The sequence below is a fragment of the Escherichia sp. KTE31 genome (assembly GCF_000407925.1).
GTDB classification, from domain to species: domain Bacteria; phylum Pseudomonadota; class Gammaproteobacteria; order Enterobacterales; family Enterobacteriaceae; genus Escherichia; species Escherichia ruysiae.
Genome location: NZ_KE136722.1, coordinates 1,180,579 through 1,207,344, shown reverse-complemented (window position 1 = coordinate 1,207,344; position 26,766 = coordinate 1,180,579). Strand labels below are relative to the sequence as shown.

Here is a 26,766-nt window from a genome sequence, read left to right as displayed (position 1 = left end):
AAAATTGAGATTTATCAAAGAAACGCATTCTAGCACACATCAGGAACCGCTTCACGTTTAGTCCAGAAACAGCATTTATTTCGCTTATCAAAACAAGTCTTTACGATTTCTTACAGGGAAATGGCACAAAATGATTTTCCATTTTATTTCTAATGGAAACTTTTTTAGTTTCTATTAAGTGGTGTTTACGCTTACATCGTAAAAAACACGCTTTACATCACACAAATGCCAGCGTAGATTTCGATAAATACGAAACGCATAACATTTCTTATAACAACAATTAATGTTGCTATAAGAAACACAAGTGCGACTTACTTTGATTGAGAAAAAATGAATGAAAACTGTAAAGATGTCTTTACTGGCCGTCGTTATTGCTACTGCTGTAAGTCCATCCGCATTTGCGGGTGATACGATTGAGGCGGCGGCGACGGAACAGACCCAGGCAGACCGCGATGCGGCACAGGATACAGCCATCCAGAATGCGCAAACCACCGCTAACACAGCAGTGTCGACTGCCAATGAAGCGCACCAGGCCATTACGTCAGCGCAAACCGAGATTGACGCCAGCAAAGCGGCTATTCATAAAAATACTGACGATATTATCGAACAGAAGAACATTCTTAGAGCTCAACAAGACCAAATTAACGATACGCAAAAAACAGTTGCAGCTACCGGTGATGTTCAGACCGCCGCCCGTTATCAAAGCATGGTAAACGCCCGTCAGGACGCTGCGGATAACGCACAGCAGCAACAAGCCGAAGCTCAACAAACGCAGATTACCGAACAGCAAAAGCAAATCGAAGCCACACAAAAAACGGTCGCAGCTACCGGTGATGTTCAGACCGCCGCCCGTTATCAGGGAATGGTCAACGCTAAACTGGCTGCGGAAAATGAAGCCAGCACGCGCGCTTCTGCGGAACAAGGGAAAAAAATTGACGCTCTTTCTTCTACCATGACGACGGTATCTCAAAGTGTTGCTACCGAGAACCACACAAAAGAACTGGAAGAAATTCATGGCGATATAACAAAAACCAACACTGCGGTAAGTAAGCTGGCGGCACAACAACAGATAGATAACGTTCATTACGGTGAACAAATTCAAAACCTGGTGCAGGATTCCACCGATACACATCAGCAGTTATCAACCACTCAAAAACGAGTAGCGGATAACAGCCAACAAATTAATACGCTCAATAACCATTTCAGCTCACTGAAAAACGAAGTTGAAGACAACCGTAAAGATGCCAATGCGGGGATCGCGTCAGCTATTGCCATTGCCTCACAGCCGCAGGTGGAAACCGGTGATTTAATGATGGTGTCTGCGGGCGCAGGAACGTTTAATGGTGAATCAGCGGTATCTGTCGGCACGTCTTTTAATGCCGGGATCCACACAGTAATTAAAGCTGGAGTTTCTGCGGATACGCAATCTGATTTCGGTGCGGGTGTCGGTGTGGGATATTCGTTCTAATATTTCTCTGGATACTTTATAAATATCAATAAAAACCATTAAATAAATTAGAGCAAGGACGTTTGCCTGTTTTTACTCTTTACTACATTTTAAGGTTAACAATGATGAATAGCACCATTAAATCGATTTCCCTGCTGGCGTTAATCATGCTGGCTGGTTGTAGCTCTCCCGCGTCTCGCATTGCAGATTGCCAGGCGCAAGGCGTATCTCATGACACCTGTTATCTTGCCGAACAGCAGCGGCAGACCGCTATTTTAAGTGTTTCCGAGGCACAGGCTTATAAGAACGCAGAAGCCGCACAACATGCCCAGGCTGCTAAAAAATCCATTTATAAAGGTTTTGGCGTAACCTTCAGAATGAGTAGCAAAAACTTTGCTTATCTCAATGATTCATTATGTGCGATTGATGAAGATAATGCCGATGCCACAGTTTATCAGTCGGGTCTGTATAACGTGATTGTTTATCATCACACAGGAAAAGTCGCATTAATGAAGGAAGGCCAGTTTGTAGGCTATTTAAAATGAAGGATGAAAAGAAAATATCCCTGACACATATTTTGATTATCGGCGCCTTTATTTTTGCTTTCTTGCAAGTGGTATTATTAGCCTCCCTGGTTCATGCGGTAAATGTTAACAATGAAATCCAGGAAGGCTTATTTCAGTCTGGGCGCATTATGGTAGAAAGTTTGCAGCACATTCTTTCTGTGCAAACGGGAATTAACTGATTTTTCACCCCGCCCGATGATGACAGCAGCCGGAGAGATTTTCGATAATCGGACAGTCGGCGCTGTCATCGCCGGGGCAGGCATTCGCCAGCGCCAGTAACTGGTCGCGCATGGATTGCAGTTCTTCGATATGTCGCTCGATCTCTGCCACCTTCTCCAGCGTGCGCCGCTTGACGTCGGCACTGTGGCGCTGCGGGTCGTTAAACAGATTCACCAGTTCGCCGCTCTCTTCCAGGTTAAAGCCCACCTGGCGCGCCTGGCGCAGTAAGGTCAGTTCGTTGAGATGCTGCTGCGTGTAGGTGCGATAACCGTTTTCGCTGCGCATCGGCGGTGTCACCAGCCCCTTCTCTTCATAGAAGCGAATGGCTTTGCTGGTCAGGCCGGTAATTTTTGCTACATCGCTAATGTTCATCGTTCGCGCAACGCCTCCTGTGCTTTGTTAAAGGGTTTCAACAGATAATCCAGCACGCTCTTTTTGCCGGTGCGGATATCGACCGTCGCCACCATGCCGGGAAATATCGGAAACTGCTGTTTGCTTTTATTTTCCAGATGATTACTGAAAGTGCGAATGTACACCCGATAGTAATAAACATCGCGCCGCACTTCATCCTGCACGGTGTCCGGTGATATCACCGCGACTTCTCCCGGCAGGCCGCCATAGATGGAGTAATCGTAAGCGGTAATTTTCACCAGCGATTTTTGCCCCGGATGGATAAACGCCACATCGCGCGGAGAGATTTTTGCCTCAATCAGCAGTTGCTCATCCAGCGGCACGATGGTCATCAGTTTACCACCGGGGGCAATGACGCCGCCAACCGTGGTGACATCAATATCCTGAACAATGCCACGCACCGGCGCGGTAAAGTTGAGCCTGGTAAGGGAGTCTTCGCGCCCACGGATCACTGAACGCTGGGTTTCCACTTCCGCATTGGCTTTCGCTAACTCTTCACGCGCCTGAACGTAATATTGCGTGCGCACGTCGCTGAGTTTGTTTTCCAGTTCATTGGCCTGGCGCTGTAAACGCAGCACTTCAACGCTGCTCGCCGCGCCCTGTTTCACCAGCGGCTGGGTCATCGCCAGTTCGCGGTTGACCAGGCTAATCCCCTGCGTCAGCCCGGTAGTGGCTTTGTTCAGCCCGTCACGGCGAGTGTTGTATAACGCCGTTTCCGACTCGATAAGTTCGGGGAATTTATTCAGTTCGTCAGGGAATACCAGCGGTTTATTGCTCACTTCTGCCCGCAGCCGCGCCGAGGTTGCCAGCGCCGCGTACAGGCGCGACATCGCTTCCTGAACGTCGGATTCCGTTTTGGTGCGGTTAAGCTGCGCCAGCGGCTGACCCTGTTCAACAATATCGCCAACCTTCACGTCGAGATGATACAAAATCCCGCCTTCCAGCGACTGCACCACCTGTTCACGCCCGGAAGGTTCTACCGTGCCGCTGCCGGTGGTCACTTCATCAAGCTGGAAGTACCACGCCCAGCCGAGAAAACAGAGTAACATTACGGCAGTCACGCGCACTGCCAGTGCCGAACGCGGCAGGCGAGGTTCAGTCAGGCCACGGTTGTATTGCAGTTGTCCGTTCATGCGCCAGCCCTCTTATTCTTCTCCTGCAACACCACGCGTCGCGCCGTGGGTTCGCCCTGTTCACGCAAAATAGTCTCTTTCGCGCCGTCCATCACAATGCGACCCTGATCCATCACGATTATCCTGTCCACCAGTTGCAGCATCGCCGTGCGGTGAGTGGCGATGACCAGCGTGCGATGACCAATCCACTGTTTCAGTTGTTCGATTAAATGCGCTTCCGCCATTTCATCCAGCGAGGCGCTGGGTTCGTCAAGCAGGACGATATTGGGTTGAGAGATAAGTAGCCGCGCCAGCAGCAGCGTTTGCCGCTGACCGCCAGAAAGACCAAATCCCCCTTCCTGAATCATGTAGTTGAGGCCGTTTTTCTGCTTCTGCACAAAGGGCAGCGCCCCGCTGAGGATTAATGCGCGTTCGATATCTTCATCGCTGGCTTCCGGCATCCCCATAGTGAGGTTTTCCCGCAGCGAACCGAAGAACAGTCGCCCGGTTTGGCTGAGCAGCCCCATGTCGCGGCGCAGATCTGCCGGATCAAGCTGCCCGATGCTGATGTTATCCAGCAGCACCTGTCCCTGCTGGGCGATACGCATTCCGGCGAGCATTTGCAGTAGCGTCGATTTACCCGCGCCGTTGCGCCCAAGAATGGCGATTTTCTCACCCGCCTGAATGTTAAGTTTGCCAATCGCCACATCGGCAATCTTCTCTTCTTCGTCGTAATAAAACACCGCGTTGCTGAACTGATAATTACCGTGCAGCACCGCTTTATGCACCAGTTTGCCGTGTTCCGGTTGATCCACCGGGCGCTTCATCAGTTCATCGAGGCCGTTACGCGCCACTTTCGCCTGCTGCCAGCGCGAGAGCACGCCGGAAATCTGCGACAGCGGCGCGATGGTGCGCGAAGCCAGGATCGTCGTCCCGACCAGCGCACCGGTGGTCATGTCGCCGTTCATCACCATAAAGCAGCCCACCAACAGCACCACCACGTAGACGATGGACTGCACTTCCTGGGTCCAGGTGAGCAGCAGTCCGGTGAGAAAACGTTGCTTCATGCTGATGGACGAGGCCACATCGTTGGTGTGATTCCACTGATTCTGAAAACGCTGCTCGGCGCGCAGCAGTTTGATATCTTCAATCGACTGCACGGCTTCCACCAGCGTCGCGTTGCGTACCGCCGACTCGCGCATCCCTTCGTTCGCCAGCCGCGCCAGCGGGCGTTGCACCAGCAGGCCGGGGATCACCAGCAACGGCAGCGCCAGCAAAACAACCAGCACCAGCCAGCCGCCAATCATCCACAGAATAAAGACAAACAGCAGGAAGAACGGCAGGTCCGCCACCGCGCCGATGGTGGTGGAGGTAATAAGCTCCCGCACTGATTCCAGTTCGCGGATCTGCGAGATAAACGATCCGGTGGATTTCGATCGCACGTTATTTTTCAGCCGTAATGCATGACCAAAAACGCGATCCGAAATCCGTAAATCCGCCCGTTTACCAATCACATCGGAAAGATGTGTGCGCACCATGCGCATACAAAACTCAAACAGGATCGCCATCATCACCCCGGCGAACAGCACCCACAGCGTCGGGTAGGATTGCGCCGGAACCACGCGGTCGTAAACCTGCATCGAGAAAATCATCGCCGCCAGCGCCAGCACGTTCGCCACCAGTGAGGCCAGCATAATATCGCCATAGCGCCGCCAGTCTTTTAGCGAGAGATTCCAGAACCAGTTCGCCTGATACGGGCGAATGTAGTCATCTACGCGCGCATCAGGGATGGCGCTAAGCGGGCGCAGCAGCGCCAGTTCGACGATGTTATCTTCAACATCCTCGACGTTAAGCGTGGTTTCCAGCCCTTCGTCACCGCTGAACTGAATGCTGATATTGTCGTGATTGTCGCGGCGGGTGATCACCCCAACCTGTTGATTATCAAAAACCGCGATTAGCGGCAGCCGCCACGGGTTGAGCGAGTCGGCAGAGAACTCGACCAGCCGCAGCCCCATCCCCAACTGCCGCGCCATGTCGGTAAGTAACTCTTCCCGCTTGCTGTCGCGCTCCCAGTTGACAGTTGCGCGCACGTTCTCCTGAGAAAAATCGAGGCGATAATAGCGTGCCACGGCGATCATCGCCTCCAGCCAGGCTTCCACGGACTGGGCATTTTTTTTCATTATCTACACCACCATCAACTGATGATTCGCCAGTAAGGTGGCGAGGTCGGTATGCACGCCCGTCAGCGTGACCACGTTAGCTGTCGCAAAGCCGCCACCTGTGCCGTCGCGATCGATCTGCACGATGGTGTCGCTGCCGCTCTGGGTAACTTTGACAAAATCACCGATGTTTCCGGCCTGCGCATCCAGCGTCGCCACGCCGTTGACGTAGCTGGCTTTGCCGTTGCCGGTGTAGCCGCTGCCCTGTAACAGTTCACGAATATCAATGCGATCGGTGTCGGCGGTGCCTTCCCATGTCCCTACCGTAAAGCCATTCACCACGTCCGAGCCGTTGCCGCCGGTGGCGTCGCTGGCGTTGAGCAGTTTATAGAGCAAGGTGTCGTGCCCGCCGTTGCCGATGTTGAGCGTGTCGTTACCGCCGCGCCCTTCCAGTTGGTTATCGCCCGTGCTGCCGGTCAGGGTATCGTTAAAGTTAGAGCCGGAAATCCCCTCGATATTGGTAAATGTCGAGGTGTTAAAGCCAGTGGCCTGGGCGGCGGTGCTGCTTAAGTTAGCGGTCACGCCTACCGTTGAGAGGCGGAAATCAACCACGTCCATGCCGCCATTCGCCAGCCAGGTTCCGGTGCCGGAGCTGTACACCCAGCCGCCGGAGCCGTCGTAAGTGTCGGTGCCTGCGGTGGCGAAGAAGGTGTCGTTATAACCGGTGCCAACGAACTTACCGTTGTTGCTCGCGGTGCCTGCTTCTGCGCTGAGATCGTAAGCGTGGGTAGCATCGGTGGCCTGTAAACCGCCCCAGGTGGTGTTTACCGTCTGGTCAATATTGCTGGCGGTGGCACCGGTGGATTTAATCAGCACCGCGTTATAGGTTTCTCCGGCATTCAGCCCGTAGAAATTGACCAGCGCCGAGGTGTCGTTAACCCCCATCCCCGACTGCGGGTTGATGATTTGCGTGGCGACCAGCACACCTGCCGAGTTGTACAGTTTTACGGTATTGCCGTAATAGACGTTAATGCCGTTGGGATCGGTGATGCGCAGGTGTAGCGAAGTGCCGTAGCTCACCGTGTTGGTGTTGCGGATCAGGAACACGCTGCCCGACTGTTTGGTCACCAGCACATCCACCGCGCCGTCCCAGTCGTAGTCCATTGCCGCCACGCCGCTGGTGGTGCCGCTCTGGCTGCCGCCGAGTACCGACTGCGTCCAGTTGCAGGCTCCACCAACGTTGGTGTAAAGGTAGGATTGTCCGGTCTGGGCAATACGGGCGATATCCATCAGGCCGTCATGGTTCCAGTCTACCGCCAGGCTAAACTGGCTGGCGTAGGTCGTCGCCGTTGCCCCCACCGCCACCGGATTCCCTAACACGCCGTTGGTATTGAATAACAGCGAGCCGTAGTTAGCTCTTCCCTGGCTGGCGGGCAGGAAGAGATCCATATCGCCGTCACCATCGAAATCCGCCCACGTCATGGAGACAGACGTCGAGTTACCGCCGCTACCCGCCGTGCTGAGGAAGGTGTTGATGGTGTTCTGTCCCCAGACAAACGTGCCGTTGCCCTGGCTGATAAGCGACGAAAGTGTGTAGAAGTTATTCAGGTTGAAAGTGTGCTGAACCAGGTCGATCCTGCCGTCATTATTAAGATCGACGCCGGAACCTTCGTTGAGCGAAAGATACCCCGTCACCGCCCCGCCGACCGTGGCGCTCCCGCCGTTGTTGGCAACGGTAGAGTTGCCTACCAGGGTGCCCGCGTTATTCAACAGGAAGGTGTTGGAGTCTGGCCCCCCGGCGTCGCCAATCCAGAAATCGAGATAGCCGTCGCCCTCTTTATCAAACGCCACAATCGAGCCGTACCACGTCAGGGTGCCGACGTTCACCTGAATCGCACTGGAAAAGGTGCCGTCGCCGTTATTGGTAAAGCCGTTGATATACCCCGTACCGTAGTCATCACGAGTGATAAACAAATCGCCCGTGCCGTTACGATCGTAATCGGCAATGGAACTGGTGGCGTAGTTGTTACCGCTTTGCACCAGCGTCAGTGCGGTTTTCGACCAGGTGAGCGGGTCGGTAGATTGCATAATTTGCTGGTTCGCCAGCACCGTCCACATCCCGTGGTTGTCGAGGCCGTAGGTCAGCCCCCAGGCCGTTGTTTTATTGGCGGTCGTCCAGGCTGGCGTGTAATCAATCGCCGCGTTGACCGTCACCGTGCCGTTGCTGACGTTGGCGGTGTTGCCGTTGCCCGCCGAGCTTTTCACCTGCGCGGTGACGTTATAGGCGGTAGCGGACGCCGCCAGCACATCGGTATCCGGCAGTTGCACATACCAGGTGTTGTGCGCCGGATCGACCACCACCGCGCCGCCCGGCTGCGAGGTGTAGGTTTTACCGTTGATCACCACTTCAACATACTGCCCGCTGGCAAGCGCGGCAGTGATCACGCCGCTGATAATCGGCGTAGTGTCGCGGGTGGTCTGGCTGGTGATTTGCGCAAGCGTGGTCGGAATAGAGGTATCGACTGTCAGGATAAAATCGCTGGAGGAGGTGATATTCCCCGCCAGATCCACTACTCGCGCACTGTAGGTATAGGCACCGCTGACCAGCCCGCTGTCACTGTAGGTCCAGTTCAGTGCGCCGACCATCGTCACCGCGCCTAACAGCAGGCCGTTGCGGTAGAGGTAAACCACTTCGCCGCTGGCCAGCGGGCCGGAGAGCACACCGTTCAGCAGCGGCGTGGTGTCGTCGGTAGCCTGCGAACTGCTTAACGTCCCCTGTCGCTGCCCGACATCATCGGTATACGACACAATGGTTGGCGTGGCGGTGGGGTTAATCGTATCGACCACCACCGTTTTCGATACCACCGGACCGGTATTTCCCGCCAGATCCAGTACCCGCACCTGATAAACATAGCTACCGTCGGTCAGCGTGCGGCTGTCGGTGTAAGTCCATTGCGTGCCGTTAGTGGTGAGCGTAGTCCAGGTCGCGCCGCCGTCGAGGCTAATCTGCGCCACTTCGCCGCTGGCAAGCCCCGCCCCCAGCGAACCGGTCAGTGTGAGCGTGGTATCGCTGGTGATAAAATCGGTGGCTGAACTCCCCGTGTCGGTGCTGATGCTGGCGATGGTCAACACCTGCGCCGGGTTAACGGTGTCGATTTGCGCCGTCTGGCTGCCCGTTGCGCCGACGTTGCCTGCCAGATCGACCACTCGCACCTGCCAGGTGGTCGTGCCGTTAGTCAACGTGCGCCCATCCGCGTATGTCCAGTTCAGGCCGTCAGCCGCCAGCGTCACATTCACCCAGGTTGCGCCGTTGTCGGTACTGATTTGCGCGAACTCGTTAGCACCGAGCGCCGCGCCCAGCACGCCGCGAACGGTAAGCGTGGTATCGCTGGTAATAAAGTCGCTGCTGCTGGCGCCGGTGTCATCGCTGATACCGATAATGGTGATGCTTTTCGCCGCTTCGGGACTGGTGGTATCGACCACCACGTTTTGCGTCGCGGTCTGCCCGACGTTCCCCGCCAGATCCACTACCCGCACCGTGTAGTTCCAGGTGCCGTCGGTCAGCGTGCGACCATCGGCATAGCTCCAGTTGGTGCCGATAACGGTTAACGTGGTCCAGGTAACGCCGCCATCGAGGCTGATTTGCGCCCGTTCATCGGCGGCAAGCGTCGCGCCGAGCGTCCCGCGCACGGTCAGCGTCGTGTCACGGGTAACAAAATCGCTGCTGCTTAAACCGGTGTCATCGCTAATGCCCGCAATGGCGATGGTTTTGCTCGCCAGCGGCGCGCTGGTGTCAACGGTGACAATCTGGCTGGCGGTCGCGCCGATATTTCCGGCGGTGTCGATAACCCGCACCTGATAGTTGTAGTTGCCGTCAGTCAGCGTGCGCCCGTCAAGGTACGTCCAGGTCAAACCGCTTACGGAAAGATTCTGCCAGGTTGTACCGCCGTCGATGCTGATTTGCGCGAGCTCACCGGCAGAAAGCGTCGCGCCCAGCGTGCCGCTTACCGCAAGCGTCGTGTCGCTGGTGACAAAATCGTTAGTGATCAAGCCCGTATCGGTGGTGATCGCGCTGATGGCGATGGTTTTCACCGCTGGATCTGGCGCGATGGTGTCGATCACCACATTCTGGCTGTCAGTCGCGCCGACGTTGCCCGCCGCATCAATCACCCGCACCTGATAGAGATAATTGCCATCAGTCAGCGTGCGGCTGTCGTTATAGCGCCAGGTCGTGCCGGTCACGGTGAGCGTGCTCCAGGTTGCGCCGCCGTCGATACTGATTTGCGCCGTCTCGTTACTGGCAAGCGCGGCGGTGAGCGAGCCATTGACCACTACCGGGCTGACGCTGGTGATAAAGTCGCTGGCGCTAAGGCCGGTGTCGGCTTGCAGGGAATCGATATTAATCCCCATCGCCGGGGCGCTGAGATCGACGGTAATGGTGTGATTGCTGCTGCCGGTATTGCCGATAGAGTTGCTCACCGAGGCGTTAATCACGTAGGCATTGCCGTCTGCCAGCGCGGTGACATCGGCGCTACCGAGGGTGTAGCTCCAGCTACCGCCCGTCTGCACGGTGGTGGTGTAGGTTTTGCCGTTTAAAGTCAGGGTCAGCGTCTGCCCGACCGGCGCGGTGGTGGTGCCGCTGATCACCAGCGACGAGCCGTGTTCCGCCGCATTCACCACATCATCGCCCGCGAAGGTGTTGATGGTGACGGTAGGGACGTCGCCGTTCAGCGTCACGCCACGGCTGGCGCTGCCCGTATTTCCGGCCTGATCGGCGACCGTTGCGCTGATGGTGTAGCTGCCGTCGCTTAATCCGGCAAACTGCTGCGCCGGAATAAACACCGACCAGCTTCCGCCGCTGCCGACCGTTGCGGTCCAGGTTTGCCCGTTAAAGGTGACGGTTACCGTCTGTCCCACTTCGGCGGTGGTGGTGCCGCTGATGGTCTGCCCGGCAAGCTGCTCGTCGTTGTTGATAATATCGTCGCCCGCTACCGTGGCGATGGTCACCGTCGGCGCAGCGGTGTCAACGGTCAGGGTGTGCGTGGTTTGACCGGGGTTGCCCGCGCGATCGTTCACGCTGGCGGTGATGGTCTGCGCGCCCTGCCCGAGCGTTGCCAGATCCGCCGCAGGTACGTTCAGCGCCCAGGTGCCATTGGCGGCAACCGTGGCGGTATAGGTTTTGCCGCCAAAGGTCACGGTGACCGTCTGCCCGACTTCCGCGCTGGTCGAGCCGTTAAGGGTTAACGGCTGCTGTTGTTCGGCGGCGTTGAGTCGGTCGTCCGTCGAAACGGTGTTAATGCTGATAACCGGCGCGGTGAGATCTACCGCCACGCTGCGCGAGGCCGTGGCGCTGTTTCCGGCACTGTCCTGGGCGGAGGCGCTAACCGTATAGCTGGTGCCATCAGCAAGTGCCGCAACATCTGCCGCTGGCACATTTACGCTCCAGTTCCCGTTGCTTTGAATGGTGGCGCTGTAACCTTTACCGTTAAGCAACACGGTCACCACTGTGCCTGTCGCAAAATTGGTGCCGGTGCCGCTCAGGGTCAGCGCGCTGCCTGCTTCGGCGGCGTTAATAAGGTTATCGCCGCTGATGGTGCTGACCGAGAGCGACACTGCCGCCGTGTTCACCTGCACGTTATGCGTCTGCGTGCTGCTGTTGCCTGCGCTATCGGTGATGGTGGCGCTGATGGTCACCGTACCGTCCGCAAGGCCGGAAATCACACTGGCAGGCACGCCGACGCTCCAGTTGCCGCTGGCATCAGTGCTGGTGACATACTGCTGCCCGGCGATAGTCACCACCAGGCGGTCACCTGCCACCGCGCCCGTGGCGGTGCCGCTGATAATCTGCGCCTGAGTGTGTTCAACGTTGTTAATTACGTCATCGCCCGCCACGGTGTTAAAGCTGATCACCGGCGCGGTGGTATCGACGGTTACGCCTTTGCTGGCGCTGCCGGAGTTACCCGCCAAGTCGCTGACCGTGGCGGTCAGGGTGTAGCCGTTATTGGCAAGTGCGGTTAAGTCGCTGGCGGGCAGTGTTAAACTCCAGCTGCCGTCTACCTGCACCGTGGTCTGGTAGGTAGTGCCGTTAAGCGTGATGGTGAGCGTCTGCCCGGTTTCCGCCGTGCTGGTGCCGGACACCGTTACGCCCGCTGCCGCTTCGCTGGCATTGATGATGTTATCGCTGGCAATGGTGTTGATGGTCACCGTTGGCGCGGCGCTATCGACGCTGTATTCATGCGTTGCCGTGGCGCTGTTGCCGTTGACGTTAGTTACCCGCACCTGGGCGCTGGCATCGCCATCACGTAACGTCGCCATATCCGCAGCCGGAACGGTGGTGCTCCAGTCACCGTTAGCCGCCACCGTGGCTCTGTAGGTTTTGCCGCCAAAGGTCACGGTGACGGTTTGCCCCGCTTCGACGCCGGAGGTGCTGCCGGAGAGCGTTAACGCCGCACCTTTTTCGGCGGCGTTAATCACATCATCAGCGGTAATAGCGTTAATACTGACGGCGACGGCGGTGAGATCAACGGTCACCGGATGGGTAATGCTGGTTTGCGTTCCGGCACTGTTCGCCCCGCTAACGGTAATATTCAGCGTTCCCGCAGGCCAGTTACTGACATCTGCCGCCGGAACGCCGACGCTCCAGTTGCCATTCGCCAGCACCGTTGCAGCGTAAGTTTGGTTATTAATCACCACCGTCAGCGCCGTGCCTGCCGCAAAGCCGGAGCTGCTGCCGGTGATCACCTGCGCCTGAGCGTGTTCGATGATATTGACCACATCATCGCCTGCGACGGTATCGACCCGCAGACCAGGCAGACTGGCGTCGATGGTGATATCGCGCGTGCCGCTGCCGGTGTTGCCAACGCCGTTGGTCACCGAGGCGTTAACGGTTAACTCACCGTTACCCAGCGCCTGCCAGTCGGCGGCTGGTACGCTCACGTTCCAGCTTAAATCTGGCTGGACGGTGGCGCTGTAAGTTTTACCGCCCAGTTCAACGGTGACGGAGCTGCCCGCCGCCGCGCCGGTCACCTGACCGCTGATGGTTTGCGCGCTGCCTGCTTCGGCGGCATTGATAATGTCGTCCGTCGCCACCGGATTTATGGTCACACCCGGCAGCGCGGTGTTGACCTGTACGTTATGGCTGGTGGTGGTGCTGTTGCCCTGAGCGTTGGTGACGCTCGCCGTCACGCTGTAGGTGGCTTCGCCCAGCGCACTGACCGCTGAGGCAGGAACGGTGACGCTCCAGTTACCGGAAGCGTCGGTGGTGGCGCTGTAGTTTTGTCCGTTCAGGGTGACGGTGATCGCCGTGCCCGCAGGCTGATCGCTGGTGCCGGAAAGCGCCAGATTCGATCCTTTTTCCGTCGCGTTGATCACGTCATCGCCCGCGATGGTGTTAATGCCGATCGCTGGTGCGGTGAGGCTTACCGTCACGGTGCGGCCGGCGTCGTCGCTATTACCCGCCCGATCGCTGACGCTGGCGGTGATGGTCTGTGCACCGCTACCGAGAGCCGTAACATCCGCCGCCGGTACGCCGACACTCCAGTTACCGGAGGCATCCAGCGTGGTGGTGTAGGTTTTGCCGTTGAGCACAACGCTCACCACATCACCCGCTTCCCCGCCCGTGCTGGTGCCGGAGATCACCAGCGCCTGCGCATGTTCGGCGTCGTTGATGATGTCATCGCCCGCCACGGTGTTAATGGTGAGAACCGGCGCGGTGGTGTCTATCGCCAGATTATGGCTGGCGCTGCCGGGGTTGCCCGCTTTGTCGTTGACCGTGGCGCTGACGGTGTAATTGCTTGCGGTCAGCGCGCCGAGTGATGACGCAGGGACGCTAACGCTCCAGCTACCGTCCGCCTGTACATTACCGGTGTAGGTTACGCCGTTAAGGGTGACGCTCACCGTCTGCCCGGTTTCGGCGGTGCTGGTGCCGCTGATGGTGAGCGGGCTCCCGGCCTCTGCGGCGTTAAGAATGTCATCGCTGGCGATGGTGTTTATGGTGAGCGTCGGCGCGCTGGCATCGACGCTATACGCATGGGTTGCCGACGCATTATTGCCGCTCGCACTACTGATACTGGCCTGCACGTTCGCCGCGCCGTCTGACAGAGTTGCCAGATCTGCTGCCGGAACCGTTACGCTCCAGCTCCCGTTGGCGGCGACGCTTGCGGTGTAGGTTTTGCCGCCAAAGGTGACGGTAACGGTTTGCCCGCTTTCAATCCCGCTGGTGCTGCCGGAAAGGGTCAGATCGGTGCCTTTTTCGGCGGCATTAATTACGTCGTCGCTGGCAACGGTGTTGATGCTGATTGCCACCGCCGTTAAATCGACGGTGAACGGATGGCTGACGCTGACCGGGTTTCCGGCGCTGCTCTCGCCTGTCACGTCAACAGTTAACGGCCCCGCAGGCCAGGCGCTGACGTTTGCTGCCGGAATACCGACGCTCCAGCTCCCGTCCGCCTGTACCGTGGCGGAATAAGCCGTACCGTTAATCGTGATCGTCAACGGCACGCCTGCATTCAGGCCGCTACTGCCGCCGATGATTACCAGCGCCTGACCATGTTCAATGCTGTTGACGATATCATCGCCCGCCACGGTATCCACCCGCAGCCCTGGCAGATTGGCATCAATGGTGATATCCCGCGTGCCGCTACCCGTATTGCCATTCGCGTTGGTAACCGAGGCGTTAATGGTCAAATCGCCATTGCCCAGCGCCTGGAGATCGTCTGCCGGAACGCTGACGCTCCAGCTTAAATCGGGCTGAACTTGCGCTGTGTAAGTATTGCCGCCCAGCGTCACAGTGACCGTATCGCCTGCGGCGGCGCGGGTAACCTGTCCGCTGATGGTTTGATCGGCGCCCGCTTCAGCCGCGTTGATAATATCGTCGCCCGCAACCGTGTTGATGGTGACGCCCGGCAGACCGCTGTCGACCAGTAAATTCGCCTGGCTGCTGGCGGTGTTACCCACCGTACTGGTGGCGCTGGCGCTGACGGTATAGTTGGCCTGACCTAAGGCCGCCAGATCGCTCACCGGCACGGTTAAGGTCCAGTTGCCCGCCGCGTCGGTGGTGGCGATGTAGTTATGACCGTTGAGCGTGACGGTAACCTGTGCGCCTGTCGCCAGCTCCGTACTGCTACCGCTAATGGTCAACGGCTGACCTTTTTCATCGGCATTCAGCACGTTATCGCCGCTGATGGCGTTAAAGGTAATGGTCGGCAGCCCGGTATTGACCGTCACCTGATGCGTGGCGCTGCCGCTGTTGCCTCCGGCATCGGTCACGCTGGCGTTGATGGTCACCGTGCCGTTCGCCAGCGCCGAGACAACGCTTGCCGGTACGCCGATGCTCCAGTTACCGCTGGCATCCAGCACGGTGGTGAAGGTGTTTGTGCCAATAGTCACCGTGACGGTACTACCGGTTGCCGCGCCAGTGGCGGAACCGCTGATAATCTGCGCCTGGGCGTGTTCCGCTGCGTTGATCACATCATCGCCCGCGACAGTGTTGATGGTGACCACCGGAACGGAAGTATCCAGCGTCAGGTTGTGATTAACCGAGGCCGGGTTTCCGGCTTTGTCGCTCACCGCCGCGCTGACGGTGTAGTTACTGGCGGTCAGGGCGCTTAAGTCGGCTGGCGGCACGCTGACGCTCCAGCTCCCGTCCGTTTGTACCGTGCCGGTATAGTTTGCGCCATTGAGCGTGACGGTCACCGTTTGCCCGGCTTCCGCCGTGCTGCTGCCGGTGATGGTCAGCGCCGTACCGGCTTCGGTGGCGTTAAGAATGTCGTCGCCCGCAATAGTGTTGATGGTCACCGTTGGCGCGCTGGCATCGACGCTGTAAACGTGGGTGGTGGTGGCGCTGTTGCCGTTAACGTTGCTGACGCTGGCCTGCGCGCTGGCGTCGCCATCACGCAGAGCTGCCATATCCGCCGCCGGAACCGTGGTGCTCCAGGAACCATCTGCCGCGACGCTTGCAGTGTAGTTTTTACCGCCAAAGGTCACAGTGACTGTTTGCCCGGTTTCGACACCAGAAGTGCTGCCGGAAAGCGTTAACGCCGCGCCTTTTTCGGCGGCGTTGATCACATCATCGGCGGTAATGGTGTTAATGCTGATAGCGATCGCCGTGAGATCGACGGTGACCGGATGCGTGACACTGACCGGATTTCCGGCACTGCTGATGCCGTTTACCGTAATGGTGACCATCCCCGCAGGCCAGGCGCTGACATCCACCGCCGGAATGCCGACGCTCCATGAGCCATCGGCTAAAACCGTTGCGCTATAGTTCTGGCTATTAATCGAAACCGTAAGTACGGCACCCGCTGCCAGACCAGAACTGCTGCCGGTTACCACCAGTGCCTGCCCGTGCTCGATAATATTCACCACATCATCGCCCGCGACGGTATCGACCCGAAGACCAGGGAGATTAGCGTCAATCACGATTTCGCGCGTACCGCTGCCAGTATTGCCCACGCTGTTTGTGACTGACGCAGAAATCGTTAGCTCGCCGTTACCCAACGCCTGTAGCGCGGCTGCCGGAACATTAATACTCCAGCTTAAATTGGCCTGCACTGTCGCCGTGTAAGTCTCGCCACCCAGCGTTACGGTTACCGTGTCGCCTGCCGCCGCGCCTGTAACCTGACCGCTGATAGTTTGAGCTGCCCCGGCTTCGGCAGCGTTAATAATATCGTCCGTCGCCACAACGTTAATGGTGACGCCCGGCAGCGCGGTATTAACCTGCACGTTATGGCTGGCGGAACCGCTGTTGCCAGCGGAGTCAGTAGCGGCGGCGGTCACCGTGTAAGTGGCTTCACCGAGCGCGCTCACAGCGGACGCCGGAACGGTCACGCTCCAGTTACCAGAGGCATCGGCTATGGTGGTGTAATTTTGCCCGTTGAGCGTAACGGTAATCTGCGTGCCCGCAGGCTGGTTGCTGGTGCCGGAAATTGCCAGAACCGCGCCTTTCTCCGTGGCGTTGATAATGTCGTCGACGGCGATGGTGTTGATACCGAGCACCGGCGCGCCGAGCGCCACGCTGACGGTGTGCGAGGCTGTGCCGCTGTTGCCGGCGGAGTCGGTGACCGTAGCGGTAATGGTCACATCGCCCTGCGCCAGTGCGGAAATCACGCCGGCAGTCACGCCGATGCTCCAGTTGCCGTTGGCGTCAAGTACGGTGGTATAGGTGGTCGTGCCAATGGTAACGGAAACCGTATTACCCGTCGTCGCGCCCGTTGCCGAGCCGCTGATAATCTGCGCCTGTCCGTGTTCAGTGGCGTTGATGATGTTATCGCCCGCCACCGTGTTGATAGTGACGACCGGAGCGGCAAGGTCCACCGCCAGATTATGCGTTACCGAGGCCGGATTTCCGGCTTTGTCGCTGACCGCTGCGCTGACGGTATACGGGCTGGCGGTGAGATTGGCTAAATCGCCAGTCGGTACGCTGACGCTCCAGCTCCCGTCTGCCTGCACGTTGCCGCTGTAATTGACGCCGTTTAGCGTCACGGTCACCGTCTGCCCGGCTTCTGCCGTGCTGGTGCCGCTGAGGGTTAGCGCCGTTCCGGCTTCAGCGGCGTTAAGAATATCGTCCGTGGCGATGGTGTTGATAGTAACGGAAGGCGCGGTGGCATCAACGCTGTAAGCATGAGCCGCCTGGGCGATGTTGCCAGCTACGTTGCTGACGCTGGCTTGTACGTTTGCTGCGCCGTCCGGTAAAGCCGTGAGATCCGCCGCCGGAACCGTCAGCCCCCAGCTCCCGCCCGTTGCCACCGTGGTGGTGTAGCTTTTGCCGCCAAATATGACGGTAATGGTCTGCCCCGCTTCCACGCCGGAGGTGGTGCCGGAGAGCTGTAAATCGCTGCCTTTTTCGGCGGCGTTAATCACATCGTCAGTAGAAAGAGTGTTGATGGTGATCGCCACAGTAGCGAGATCGACCGTAACCGGATGGCTAATGCTGGTTGTCGTTCCGGCGGTGTTGGTGCCTGTAACCGTAATATCGACCGTCCCCGCAGGCCAGTTCCCCACATCCGTCGCCGGAACGCCGACGCTCCAGGTGCCATCGGCGAGGACCGTTGCGCCGTAGGTGACGCTGTTGATTTCCACTGTCAGTGGCGTTCCCACCGCAAGCCCGGTACTGCTGCCGGTTACCACCAGTGCCTGACCGTGTTCGATAATATTGACCACATCATCGCCTGCCACGGTATCGACGCGCAGACCAGGCAGGTTGGCGTCTATCACGATATCGTGCGTTGCGGTGCCCGTATTATTTGCGGAATTGGTCACCGAGGCGCTGATGGTCAGTTCACCGTTACCCAGCGCCTGCAAAACGTTCGCAGGCACGCTGACGCTCCAGCTTAAATCTGACTGCACGGTGGCGGTGTATTGATTGCCACCAATAGTGACAAGCACCGTATTCCCCGCCTGCGCCGTTCCCGTTACCTGACCGCTAATGGTCTGGTTAACGGCGATTTCAGCGGCGTTGATAATGTCATCGCCCGCCACGGTATTAATGATCACCCCTGGCAGGAGTGATTCGACATTCACCGTATGGGTGGTACTACCGCTGTTGCCCGCGCTGTCGGTGGCGCTGGCGCTAATCGAATAAACCGCCTCGCCCAATGCGCCGACCGCCGAAGCAGGCACGGTAATGCTCCAGTTGCCGGAACCGTCGGTGGTGGCGCTGTACGCCAGGCCGTTCAACATCACCGTGACCGTGGTGCCGGTCGCCAGACCGCTGGAGCCGCCGCTGATGGTCAGATCCTGAGTTTTCTCCACATTATTAATGATGTCATCGCCGGAAACGGTATTGATGGTCAACGTCGGGCCGCTGAGATCAACGGTCACATCGTGAGTCGTGCTGTCGCTGTTGCCCGCGCGATCGATCAGGCTGGCGGTGATGGTCTGGCTGCCGGTCGCCAGCGCCGTGACATCCGCCGCCGGAATACCCACGCTCCAGTTACCGGAGGCGTCCAGCGTGGTGGTGTAGTTTTTACCGTTGAGCGTGACAGTTACCACATCGCCCGCCACCGCGCCCGTACTGGTTCCGCTCACCACCAGCGCCTGCCCGTGTTCGATAGCGTTGATAATGTCATCGCCCGCGACGGTGTTAATGGTGAGATCCGGCGCGGTAACGTCCACCGCCAGCGCATGGTCGACGCTGGCCGGGTTACCCGCTTTGTCGCTCACGGTCGCAGTCACGGTATAAGTGCTGGCGGTTAATCCGCTTAAATCCGTTGCCGGAACGTTCACGCTCCAGGCGCCATCGGCCTGGACGGTGGTCTGGTAAGTGTTGTTATTGAGCGTGACGGTCAGCGTCTGCCCGGCCTGCGCCGTGGTGGTGCCGCTGATGGTGATCCCCGCGCCCGCTTCGCTCACGTTAAGGATATCGTCGCTGGCGATGGTGTTGATGGTCACAAGCGGCGCGGTGGCATCGACGCTGTACACGCGATCCGCCTGGGCGCTGTTGCCGTTAAAGTTGCTGACGCTCGCCTGCACATTGCCCGCGCCGTCCGGCAGCGCAGCGAGATCGGCAGGCGGCACATTCACCGTCCAACTGCCGTTGGCTTCCACGGTAGCGGTGTAATTTTTGCCGCCAAAGGTCACGGTCACCGTCTGCCCGGCTTCCACACCGCTGGTGCTGCCGCTTACGACCAGCGTTTCACCTTTTTCGACGGCGTTGATCACATCATCGCCGGAAAGGGTGTTAATGGTGATGGCGACCGCCGCCAGATCGACGGTGACTGGATGGGTAATGGTGGAGGTTGTTCCGGCACTGTTGGTGCCGCTTACCGTAATATTGACCGTACCCGCAGGCCAGTTACTGACGTCTGCCGCCGGAACACCGAGATTCCATGTGCCATCAGCTAACACCGTTGCGCCATAGGTGACGCTGTTAATCACGACCGTTAACGCCGTCCCCGCCGTCAGCCCGGTGCTGCTACCGGTGATCACCAGCGCCTGATTGTGCTCAATGCTGTTTATGACGTCATCGCCCGCCACGGTATCAACCCGCAGGCCAGGTAGATTAGCGTCGATAGTGATGTCTCGCGAACCGCTGCCGGTATTGCCTACGACGTTGGTCACCGAGGCGTGTACGGTGAGAGAACCGTTGCCGATAGCCTGAATATCCGCCGCCGGAACGTCCACGCTCCAGCTTAAATTGGCCTGTACGGTAGCGGTGTAGGTTTTCCCGCCAAGCGTGATGGTGACGGTATCCTCCGCCGCTGCGCCCGTGACCTGCCCGCTGATGGTTTGCGCGTTGCCGGATTCAGCAGCGTTAATAATATCGTCGGTCGCCACCGCGTTAATGGTGACAGCAGGTAAGGCGCTGTTGACCAGCACATTATGGCTGGCGGAATTGCTGTTGCCTGCCGTGTCGGTGACATTTGCGGTTACCGTGTAGTTGGCTTCACCCAGCGCGCTAACCGCCGAGGCTGGCACCGTGGCACTCCAGTTGCCGTTGCTATCGGTAGTGGCGGTGTAATTTTGCCCGTTCAGCGTCACCGTTATCGTGGTGCCTGCGGGCTGATTACTGGTACCGGTAATTTGCAGATCCACGCCTTTTTCCGTGGCGTTAATCACGTCATCCGTAGCAATGGTGTTGATGCCAATTGTCGGCGAGGTGAGATTCACAGTAACCGTGCGGCTGGCGTCGTCGCTGTTGCCTGCCGCATCGGTAATGGTCGCGGTGATGGTTTGTGCGCCGCTGCCAATCACAGTGACATCTGCCGCCGGAACGCCGACGCTCCAGTTGCCGGAAGCATCCAGCGAGGTGGTGTAGGTTTTACTGTTTAGCGTGACGGTGATGACATCGCCCGCTTCGCCGCCAGTGCTGGAACCGGAGATCACCAGCGCCTGTCCGTGTTCGGCGGCGTTAATAATGTCATCGCCCGAGACGGTGTTAATGGTCAGCACCGGCACGGTGAGATCCACCGCCAGCCCGTGAGTAGTGGACGCCGGGTTACCCGCTTTATCGTTGACTGAGGCGCTGACGGTGTACTGGCTGGCGGTCAGATTGCTGAGATCTGCCGTCGGCACGCTGACGCTCCAGCTACCGTCCGCCTGAACGGTGCCACTGTAAGTCACGCCATTAAGCGTGACGGTTACCGTCTGACCCGCTTCGGCGTTACTGCTGCCGCTGATGGTTAACGGATTGCCCGCCTCGGCGGCGTTCAGAATATCGTCGGTGGCGATGGTGTTAATGGCAAGTGTCGGGGCCGTGGCATCGACGCTATAGGCGTGGGTTGCCGAAGCCGTGTTGCCGTTAATAGTGCTGACGCTGGCCTGCGCGGTGGCGTCGCCGTCGCGTAATGTAGCAAGATCGGCGGCAGGTACGGTGGTTGTCCAGCTACCATCGCCCGCTACGGCGGCGGTATAGCTTTTCCCGCCAAAGGTGACGGTGACCGTTTGCCCCGCTTCCACGCCGGAGGTGCTGCCGGAAAGGGTTAACTCTCCCCCTTTTTCGGCGGCGTTAATCACATCATCACCAGAAACGGTGTTAATGGAAATCGCCACCGCTGCCAGATCGACGGTGACCGGATGAGTGATAGTGACCGGGTTTCCTGCGCTAGTAGCACCTGAAACCGTAATATTCACCGTACCCGCAGGCCAGTTGCCCACATCTGCCGCCGGAACACCAACGCTCCATGTGCCATCGGCTAATACGGTCGCAGCGTAAGTGACCGTGTTAATCACCACCGTCAGCGCCGCGCCCGCCGCCAGCCCGCTGCTGCTACCGGTTATCACCAGCGCCTGAGCGTGCTCGATGCTGTTGACCACATCATCACCCGCCACGGTATCGACGCGCAGCCCCGGAAGATTAGCGTCTATCGCGATCTCACGCGTGCCGCTGCCGGTGTTGCCAACGCCGTTGGTCACCGAGGCGTTAACCGTGAGAGAGCCATTACCGATGGCCTGAATATCCGTCGCCGGAACGTCCACGCTCCAGCTTAAATTGCCCTGTACGGTGGCGGTATACGTTTTCCCGCCAAGCGTCACGGTGACGGTATCGCCCGCCGCCGCGCCCGTCACTTGCCCGCTGATGGTCTGCGCTACGCCCGATTCGGCGGCGTTAATAATATCGTCGGACGCCACCGGATTAATAGTGACGCCAGGTAGCGCGGTATTCACCTGTACGTTATGGCTGGCGGAATTGCTGTTGCCCGCGCTGTCGGTGACGTTCGCTGTCACCACGTAGCTGGCTTCGCCCAGCGCACCTACTGCGGAAGCGGGCACCGTGGTGCTCCAGTTGCCTGCGGCGTCCGTCGTCGCGGTGTAATTTTGCCCGTTCAGCGTCACCGTAATTGTGGTGCCTGCTGGCTGATTACTGGTGCCGGTAATTTGCAGATCCGAGCCTTTTTCCGTGGCGTTAATTATGTCATCGGTAGCGATGGTGTTAATGCCAATGGTTGGCGCGGTAAGGTTGACGGTGACCGTGTGCGTCTCAATATCGCTATTGCCCGCCGCATCGGTAACGCTCGCCGTTACGGTTTGTGAACCGCTGCCCAGCGCGGTGACGTCCGCTGCCGGAACGCCGACGCTCCAGTTGCCGGAGGCATCCAGCGTCGTGGTATAGGTTTTACTGTTTAGCGTGACGGTAACGACATCCCCCGCGTCCCCGCCGGTGCTGGAACCGGAGATCACCAGCGCCTGCCCGTGCTCGGTGGCGTTAATAATGTCATCGCCCGCAATGGTGTTGATGGTCAGCACCGGAACAGTGAGATCCACCTCCAGATTATGCGTGGTGCTCGCCGGGTTGCCCGCTTTGTCATTGACCGTCGCCGTCAGGGTATGGCTGCCATCGGTCAGAGCGGCAAGATCTGCCGCCGGAATATTGATGCTCCAGCTGCCGTCGGCCTGTACCGTTGCCTGATACGTCTGCACGGTCGGGCTATTGAGCGTTATAGTAACAATCTGCCCCGCTTCGGCGGTGGTGCTGCCGCCCACCGTCACGCCCGCATCGGCTTCACTGGCGTTGACGATATTGTCGCTGGCAACAGTATTGATAATGATGGTCGGCGCGCTGCTATCAACACTGTAGTTATGCACCGCCGAGGCGCTATTGCCGTTGACGTTGCTGACGCTGGCCTGCGCGGTGGCGCTACCATCGGTTAATGACGCTAAATCGGCAGCGGGTACAGTGGTTGTCCAGCTACCATCGCCTGCAACCGTGGCTGTGTAATTTTTACCGCCAAAAGTGACGGTGACCGTTTGTCCGGCTTCTACGTTAGTGGTGGTGCCGGAAAGGGTTAAATCGGTGCCTTTTTCTGCGGCGTTAATCACGTCGTCCGTGGCGATGGTGTTGATGGTGATCGCTGCCGGAGTGAGATCGACCGTAACGGGATGGGTGATGCTCACCGGATTTCCGGCGCTACTTTCCCCGGACACGGCAACCGTCACCGTCCCCGCAGGCCAGGCGCTAACCTGCGCCGCTGTAACGCCCACGCTCCAGCTACCATCGGCCTGCACCGCTGTAGTGTATTCGACGTTATTAATCGTGACGGTAAGCGGCGTGCCTTCAGCCAGCCCCGAGCTGCTGCCGGTGACCACCAGTGCCTGCCCGTGCTCGATGATATTGACCACATCATCACCCGCTACCGTATCGACCCGCAGGCCAGGCAGATTGGCGTCGATGGTGATATCACGCGAGCCGCTGCCAATGTTGCCGTTTTGATTGGTGACCGAGGCATTAACCGTTAAATCACCATTACCCAGCGCCTGAATATCTGCTGCCGGAACGCTCACACTCCAGCTTAAACCAGCCTGGACGGTAGTCGTATAGGTATTGCCGCCCAACGTAATAGTTACCGTGTCGCCAACGGCTGCGCCAGTCACCTGTCCGCTGATGGTTTGCGCTGCGCCCGCTTCGGCGGCGTTAATAATATCGTCGGTTGCCACCGGATTGATGGTCACGCCGGGCAGTGCGCTATCGACCAGCACGTTATGGCTGGCGGTGGCGCTGTTGCCGATACTACTGGTCACCGCTGCCGTTACCGTGTAGTTGGCCTGGCCTAATGCGGTTACCGCCGATGCCGGAACCGTGACGCTCCAGTTGCCGGAGGCGTCGGTCGTCGCCGCATAATTTTGCCCGTTCAGCGTCACGGTGATGGCGGTATTAGCAGGTTGATCGCTGGTGCCGGTAATCTGGACATCGGCTCCTTTTTCGCTGGCGTTAATCACATCATCGCCAGCAATGGTGTTAATACCGATGACCGGCGCGGCGGTGTTGACCGTGACAGTGAGTGACTGGCTGCCGCTGTTTCCGGCGCGGTCAGTGACTGAAACGTTGATCGGATAACTGCCGTCCACCAGTCCGCTGACGACGGAAGCCGGAACGCCCAGACTCCAGTTGCCAGAAGCATCCACCACCGTGGTGTAATCCACATTATTGAGGGTCACGGTGACGATATCGCCAGCCTGCGCGCCGGTAACCGTGCCGCTGATGATTTGCGCCTGGGTGTGTTCCGGCGTATTGATGACGTTATCGCTTGCCACCGGATTAATGGTCACCACCGGCGGCGTGGCATCGACCAGCGCCACGCGTGAGACGCTGGTCGGGTTACCGGCGACATCGTTCACGCTGGCGGTGACCGTGGCGTTGCCGTCAGCCAGCGCGTCAACGTTGGCGGCGGGAACGGTCACGCTCCAGGTGCCATCTGACTGCACTATGCCCTGATAGGTCTGTCCATTCAGCGTGACGGTAACCGTCTGCCCTGGCTGGGCGTCGGTAGTGCCAGTGATGAGCAAATCCTGCCCGCTTTCGGCGGCGTTGATGATGTTGTCGGCGGTCAGCGAGTCGATGCTTAAGGCCGGCGCCTGGCTGTCGACGGTAATGGTGCGGGAGGTGTTCCCGGTATTACCGCTGAGATCCGTCACAGATGCAGTAATTGCCACCGCACCGTCAGGCAGATTACCCATATCGGCAGCGGGTACTGTCAGACTCCAGGAGCCATCGACCTGCACAGTAGTGGTAAAACTCTGTCCGGCGAGGGTTACTGTAACCGTTTGTCCTGGCTCAGCTTGTTGAGTGCTGCCGGTGAGGGTCAGTGGCGCATTTTTTTCTGCACCACTGATAATGTCATCGCCGGAAACCGTGTTAATGGTGATCAACGGAGAAACACCCACCAGCGTGATTGCACGTGATGCCGTGCCAGTATTTCCGGCGGCATCTGTCACGGTGACGAAAATCGTATTGGCTCCGCGATCCAGCGTGCGGGTTACCGCCGGGTCCAGCGCCACATTCCAGCTACCGTCTGCCAGCACGACGCCCGTCAGGACATGAGCGCCCAATTTCACAGTCACCGTATCGCCAGGAGAAGCACCGCTGACGTTTCCGGAGATGATCTGCGCAACGGCCTGTTCGGCATTATTAAGAATATCGTCGCCCGCCACGGTGTTGACGTTGATCGTCGGCGCGCTGGTATCTACCGCGAAATTCGCGCTGTTGCTGGTGGTATTTCCTGCCCGGTCGCTGACGCTGGCATTTACGGCGTAGTTACCATCTGCCAGCGCCTGCACTTCTGCGGCAGGCAGCGCCACCTGCCATGTGCCGTCGCTACCGACGGTTGCTGTATGGCTTTTACCGTTTACTGTCAGTGTAACGATTTGCCCGGCTTCAGCATTCGAAGTACCGCTCAGTACCAGCACGGCGTTATGTTCTGCGGCGCTGACAATGTTGTCCTGGGCGATGGTGTTGATAGCAAGCGTCGGCGGCTGGGTATCGACGGTTAACAGCTGCGCGCCGGTGACCGTATTGCCCGTGGCATCTTTCCCGCTGACCAGCACTGCCTGATTCCCTTCGCCTAACGCCTGGGCGTCAGCGGTCGGCACCTGCACGCTCCACGCGCCGTTAGCACCTACGCTGGTCGTGTAGGTTTTGCCGTTTAGCGTGACGCTGAGTTCTGTTCCCTGCGGCAAGTTGCTCGTCGTGCCTGAAAGCGTAAATCCGGCGGCCTGTTCGCTGGCGTTAATAATGTTATCGCCTGCGGTGGTGGCGACCTGCACGCTGGCCTGGCTGTCGTCGATGGTTAACGTTATCGAACCAGCGTCAGTGATGGTGCTGCCGACAATTTGCACCACTGACCAGGTATGTTCACCTGCGCTTTGCGTGGGTAAAGAGACGCTCCAGTGCCCGTTGCTGTCTACCTGGGTACTGGCGATGGTGTTGCCGTTGCTGTCATTGATCTGGATGGTCGCCCCCGCCTGCCCGCTACCGCTAAAGGTTGGCGTGGTGTCATCTGTGATGTCATTGGTGGCGAGAATGCCGCGCTGATCGCCCTGATTATCGGTGACTAAAAATGATGGGGTTGCATTGCCTGGCTCGGCGGGTGGCGGAGGGTTGTTAACCACTTCAGTTTTTGAATCGTCATCACCACCGCTTGCCAGTAAAGCGCCAAGCGCACCGCCACCTACCGCTGCCCCCGCTAACCATCCCCACGGGAAGGTGCTGGTCTGAGCAACGGTATCAAGAAATGGTGCAATACTTTCAATAGCGGTGGTCTGGGCGGTCAGTTCTACGGGGGCTAACCCCCCCGCTGCGGCATCGGCAAAGGTTACGTGGGTTAGCTGTTGTCCATCGGTAAAGACCAGTTCAGATTGTTCACTGGTATTTGTCGCTTGCAGGAAATAGCCGTTGCAACGGATAACCGTGCCATCCTGCATATAGATCAGCAGGTCATTTCCTTCGCGAACGTAACGCGCAACGGCAGATGCCTGAGCATGAACCTGCACCACAGAGGGCTCATAAATAACAACCGTAACGTCGCCAGGATTAATCAGCGTTTGTTTGACGGATGTTTTACGCGAAATAACATCAATAATCAGGCTCATAATGGCATTCCTGATAAATGGCGCACATCCTTAGCGAGTCCATTTATCTA

7 protein-coding genes are annotated in these 26,766 nt (G+C 58.3%); 3 read left to right on the top strand and 4 right to left on the bottom strand.

Going from position 1 to position 26,766, the window contains the following annotated elements; translation table 11 throughout:
* The first annotated feature begins 334 nt into the window (after positions 1–334).
* The 3 genes from WES_RS15310 to WES_RS15320 all read left to right on the top strand — a co-directional run bounded on the left by WES_RS15310 (position 335) and on the right by WES_RS15320 (position 2,192).
* The gene (locus WES_RS15310; protein WP_016235159.1) at positions 335–1,468 is read left to right on the top strand and encodes a YadA-like family protein; all 1,134 of its coding nucleotides are present in this window, start codon (positions 335–337) and stop codon (positions 1,466–1,468) included.
* Between the two features lie 101 nt (positions 1,469–1,569).
* Complete coding sequence (locus WES_RS15315) at positions 1,570–1,992, top strand: hypothetical protein (RefSeq protein WP_016159171.1); 423 nt, start codon at positions 1,570–1,572, stop codon at positions 1,990–1,992.
* Positions 1,989–2,192 (top strand): hypothetical protein, encoded by a 204-nt coding sequence (locus WES_RS15320; RefSeq protein WP_000650965.1) that lies wholly within the window; start codon positions 1,989–1,991, stop codon positions 2,190–2,192. Before WES_RS15315 ends, WES_RS15320 begins: the two co-directional genes overlap by 4 nt.
* A gap of 4 nt (positions 2,193–2,196) precedes the next feature.
* Here the strand turns inward: WES_RS15320 and cueR are convergent, their stop codons facing one another.
* The 4 genes from cueR to siiEA are packed head-to-tail and all read right to left on the bottom strand — an operon-like array spanning position 2,197 to position 26,716.
* On the bottom strand, positions 2,197–2,604 hold the full coding sequence (gene cueR, locus WES_RS15325; RefSeq protein WP_001026747.1) for a Cu(I)-responsive transcriptional regulator: 408 nt from the start codon (positions 2,602–2,604) through the stop codon (positions 2,197–2,199).
* Positions 2,601–3,776, bottom strand: a complete 1,176-nt coding sequence (locus tag WES_RS15330; protein ID WP_001014327.1) for an HlyD family type I secretion periplasmic adaptor subunit — start codon at positions 3,774–3,776, stop codon at positions 2,601–2,603. The genes cueR and WES_RS15330 overlap by 4 nt, the downstream gene beginning before the upstream one ends.
* On the bottom strand, positions 3,773–5,935 hold the full coding sequence (locus WES_RS15335) for a type I secretion system permease/ATPase (protein ID WP_016235158.1): 2,163 nt from the start codon (positions 5,933–5,935) through the stop codon (positions 3,773–3,775). The genes WES_RS15330 and WES_RS15335 overlap by 4 nt, the downstream gene beginning before the upstream one ends.
* Positions 5,936–5,938: 3 nt before the next feature.
* Positions 5,939–26,716, bottom strand: coding sequence for a BapA-related adhesin SiiEA (gene siiEA / locus WES_RS15340; protein WP_016159175.1), 20,778 nt, complete (start codon positions 26,714–26,716; stop codon positions 5,939–5,941).
* Positions 26,717–26,766: the final 50 nt, after the last annotated feature.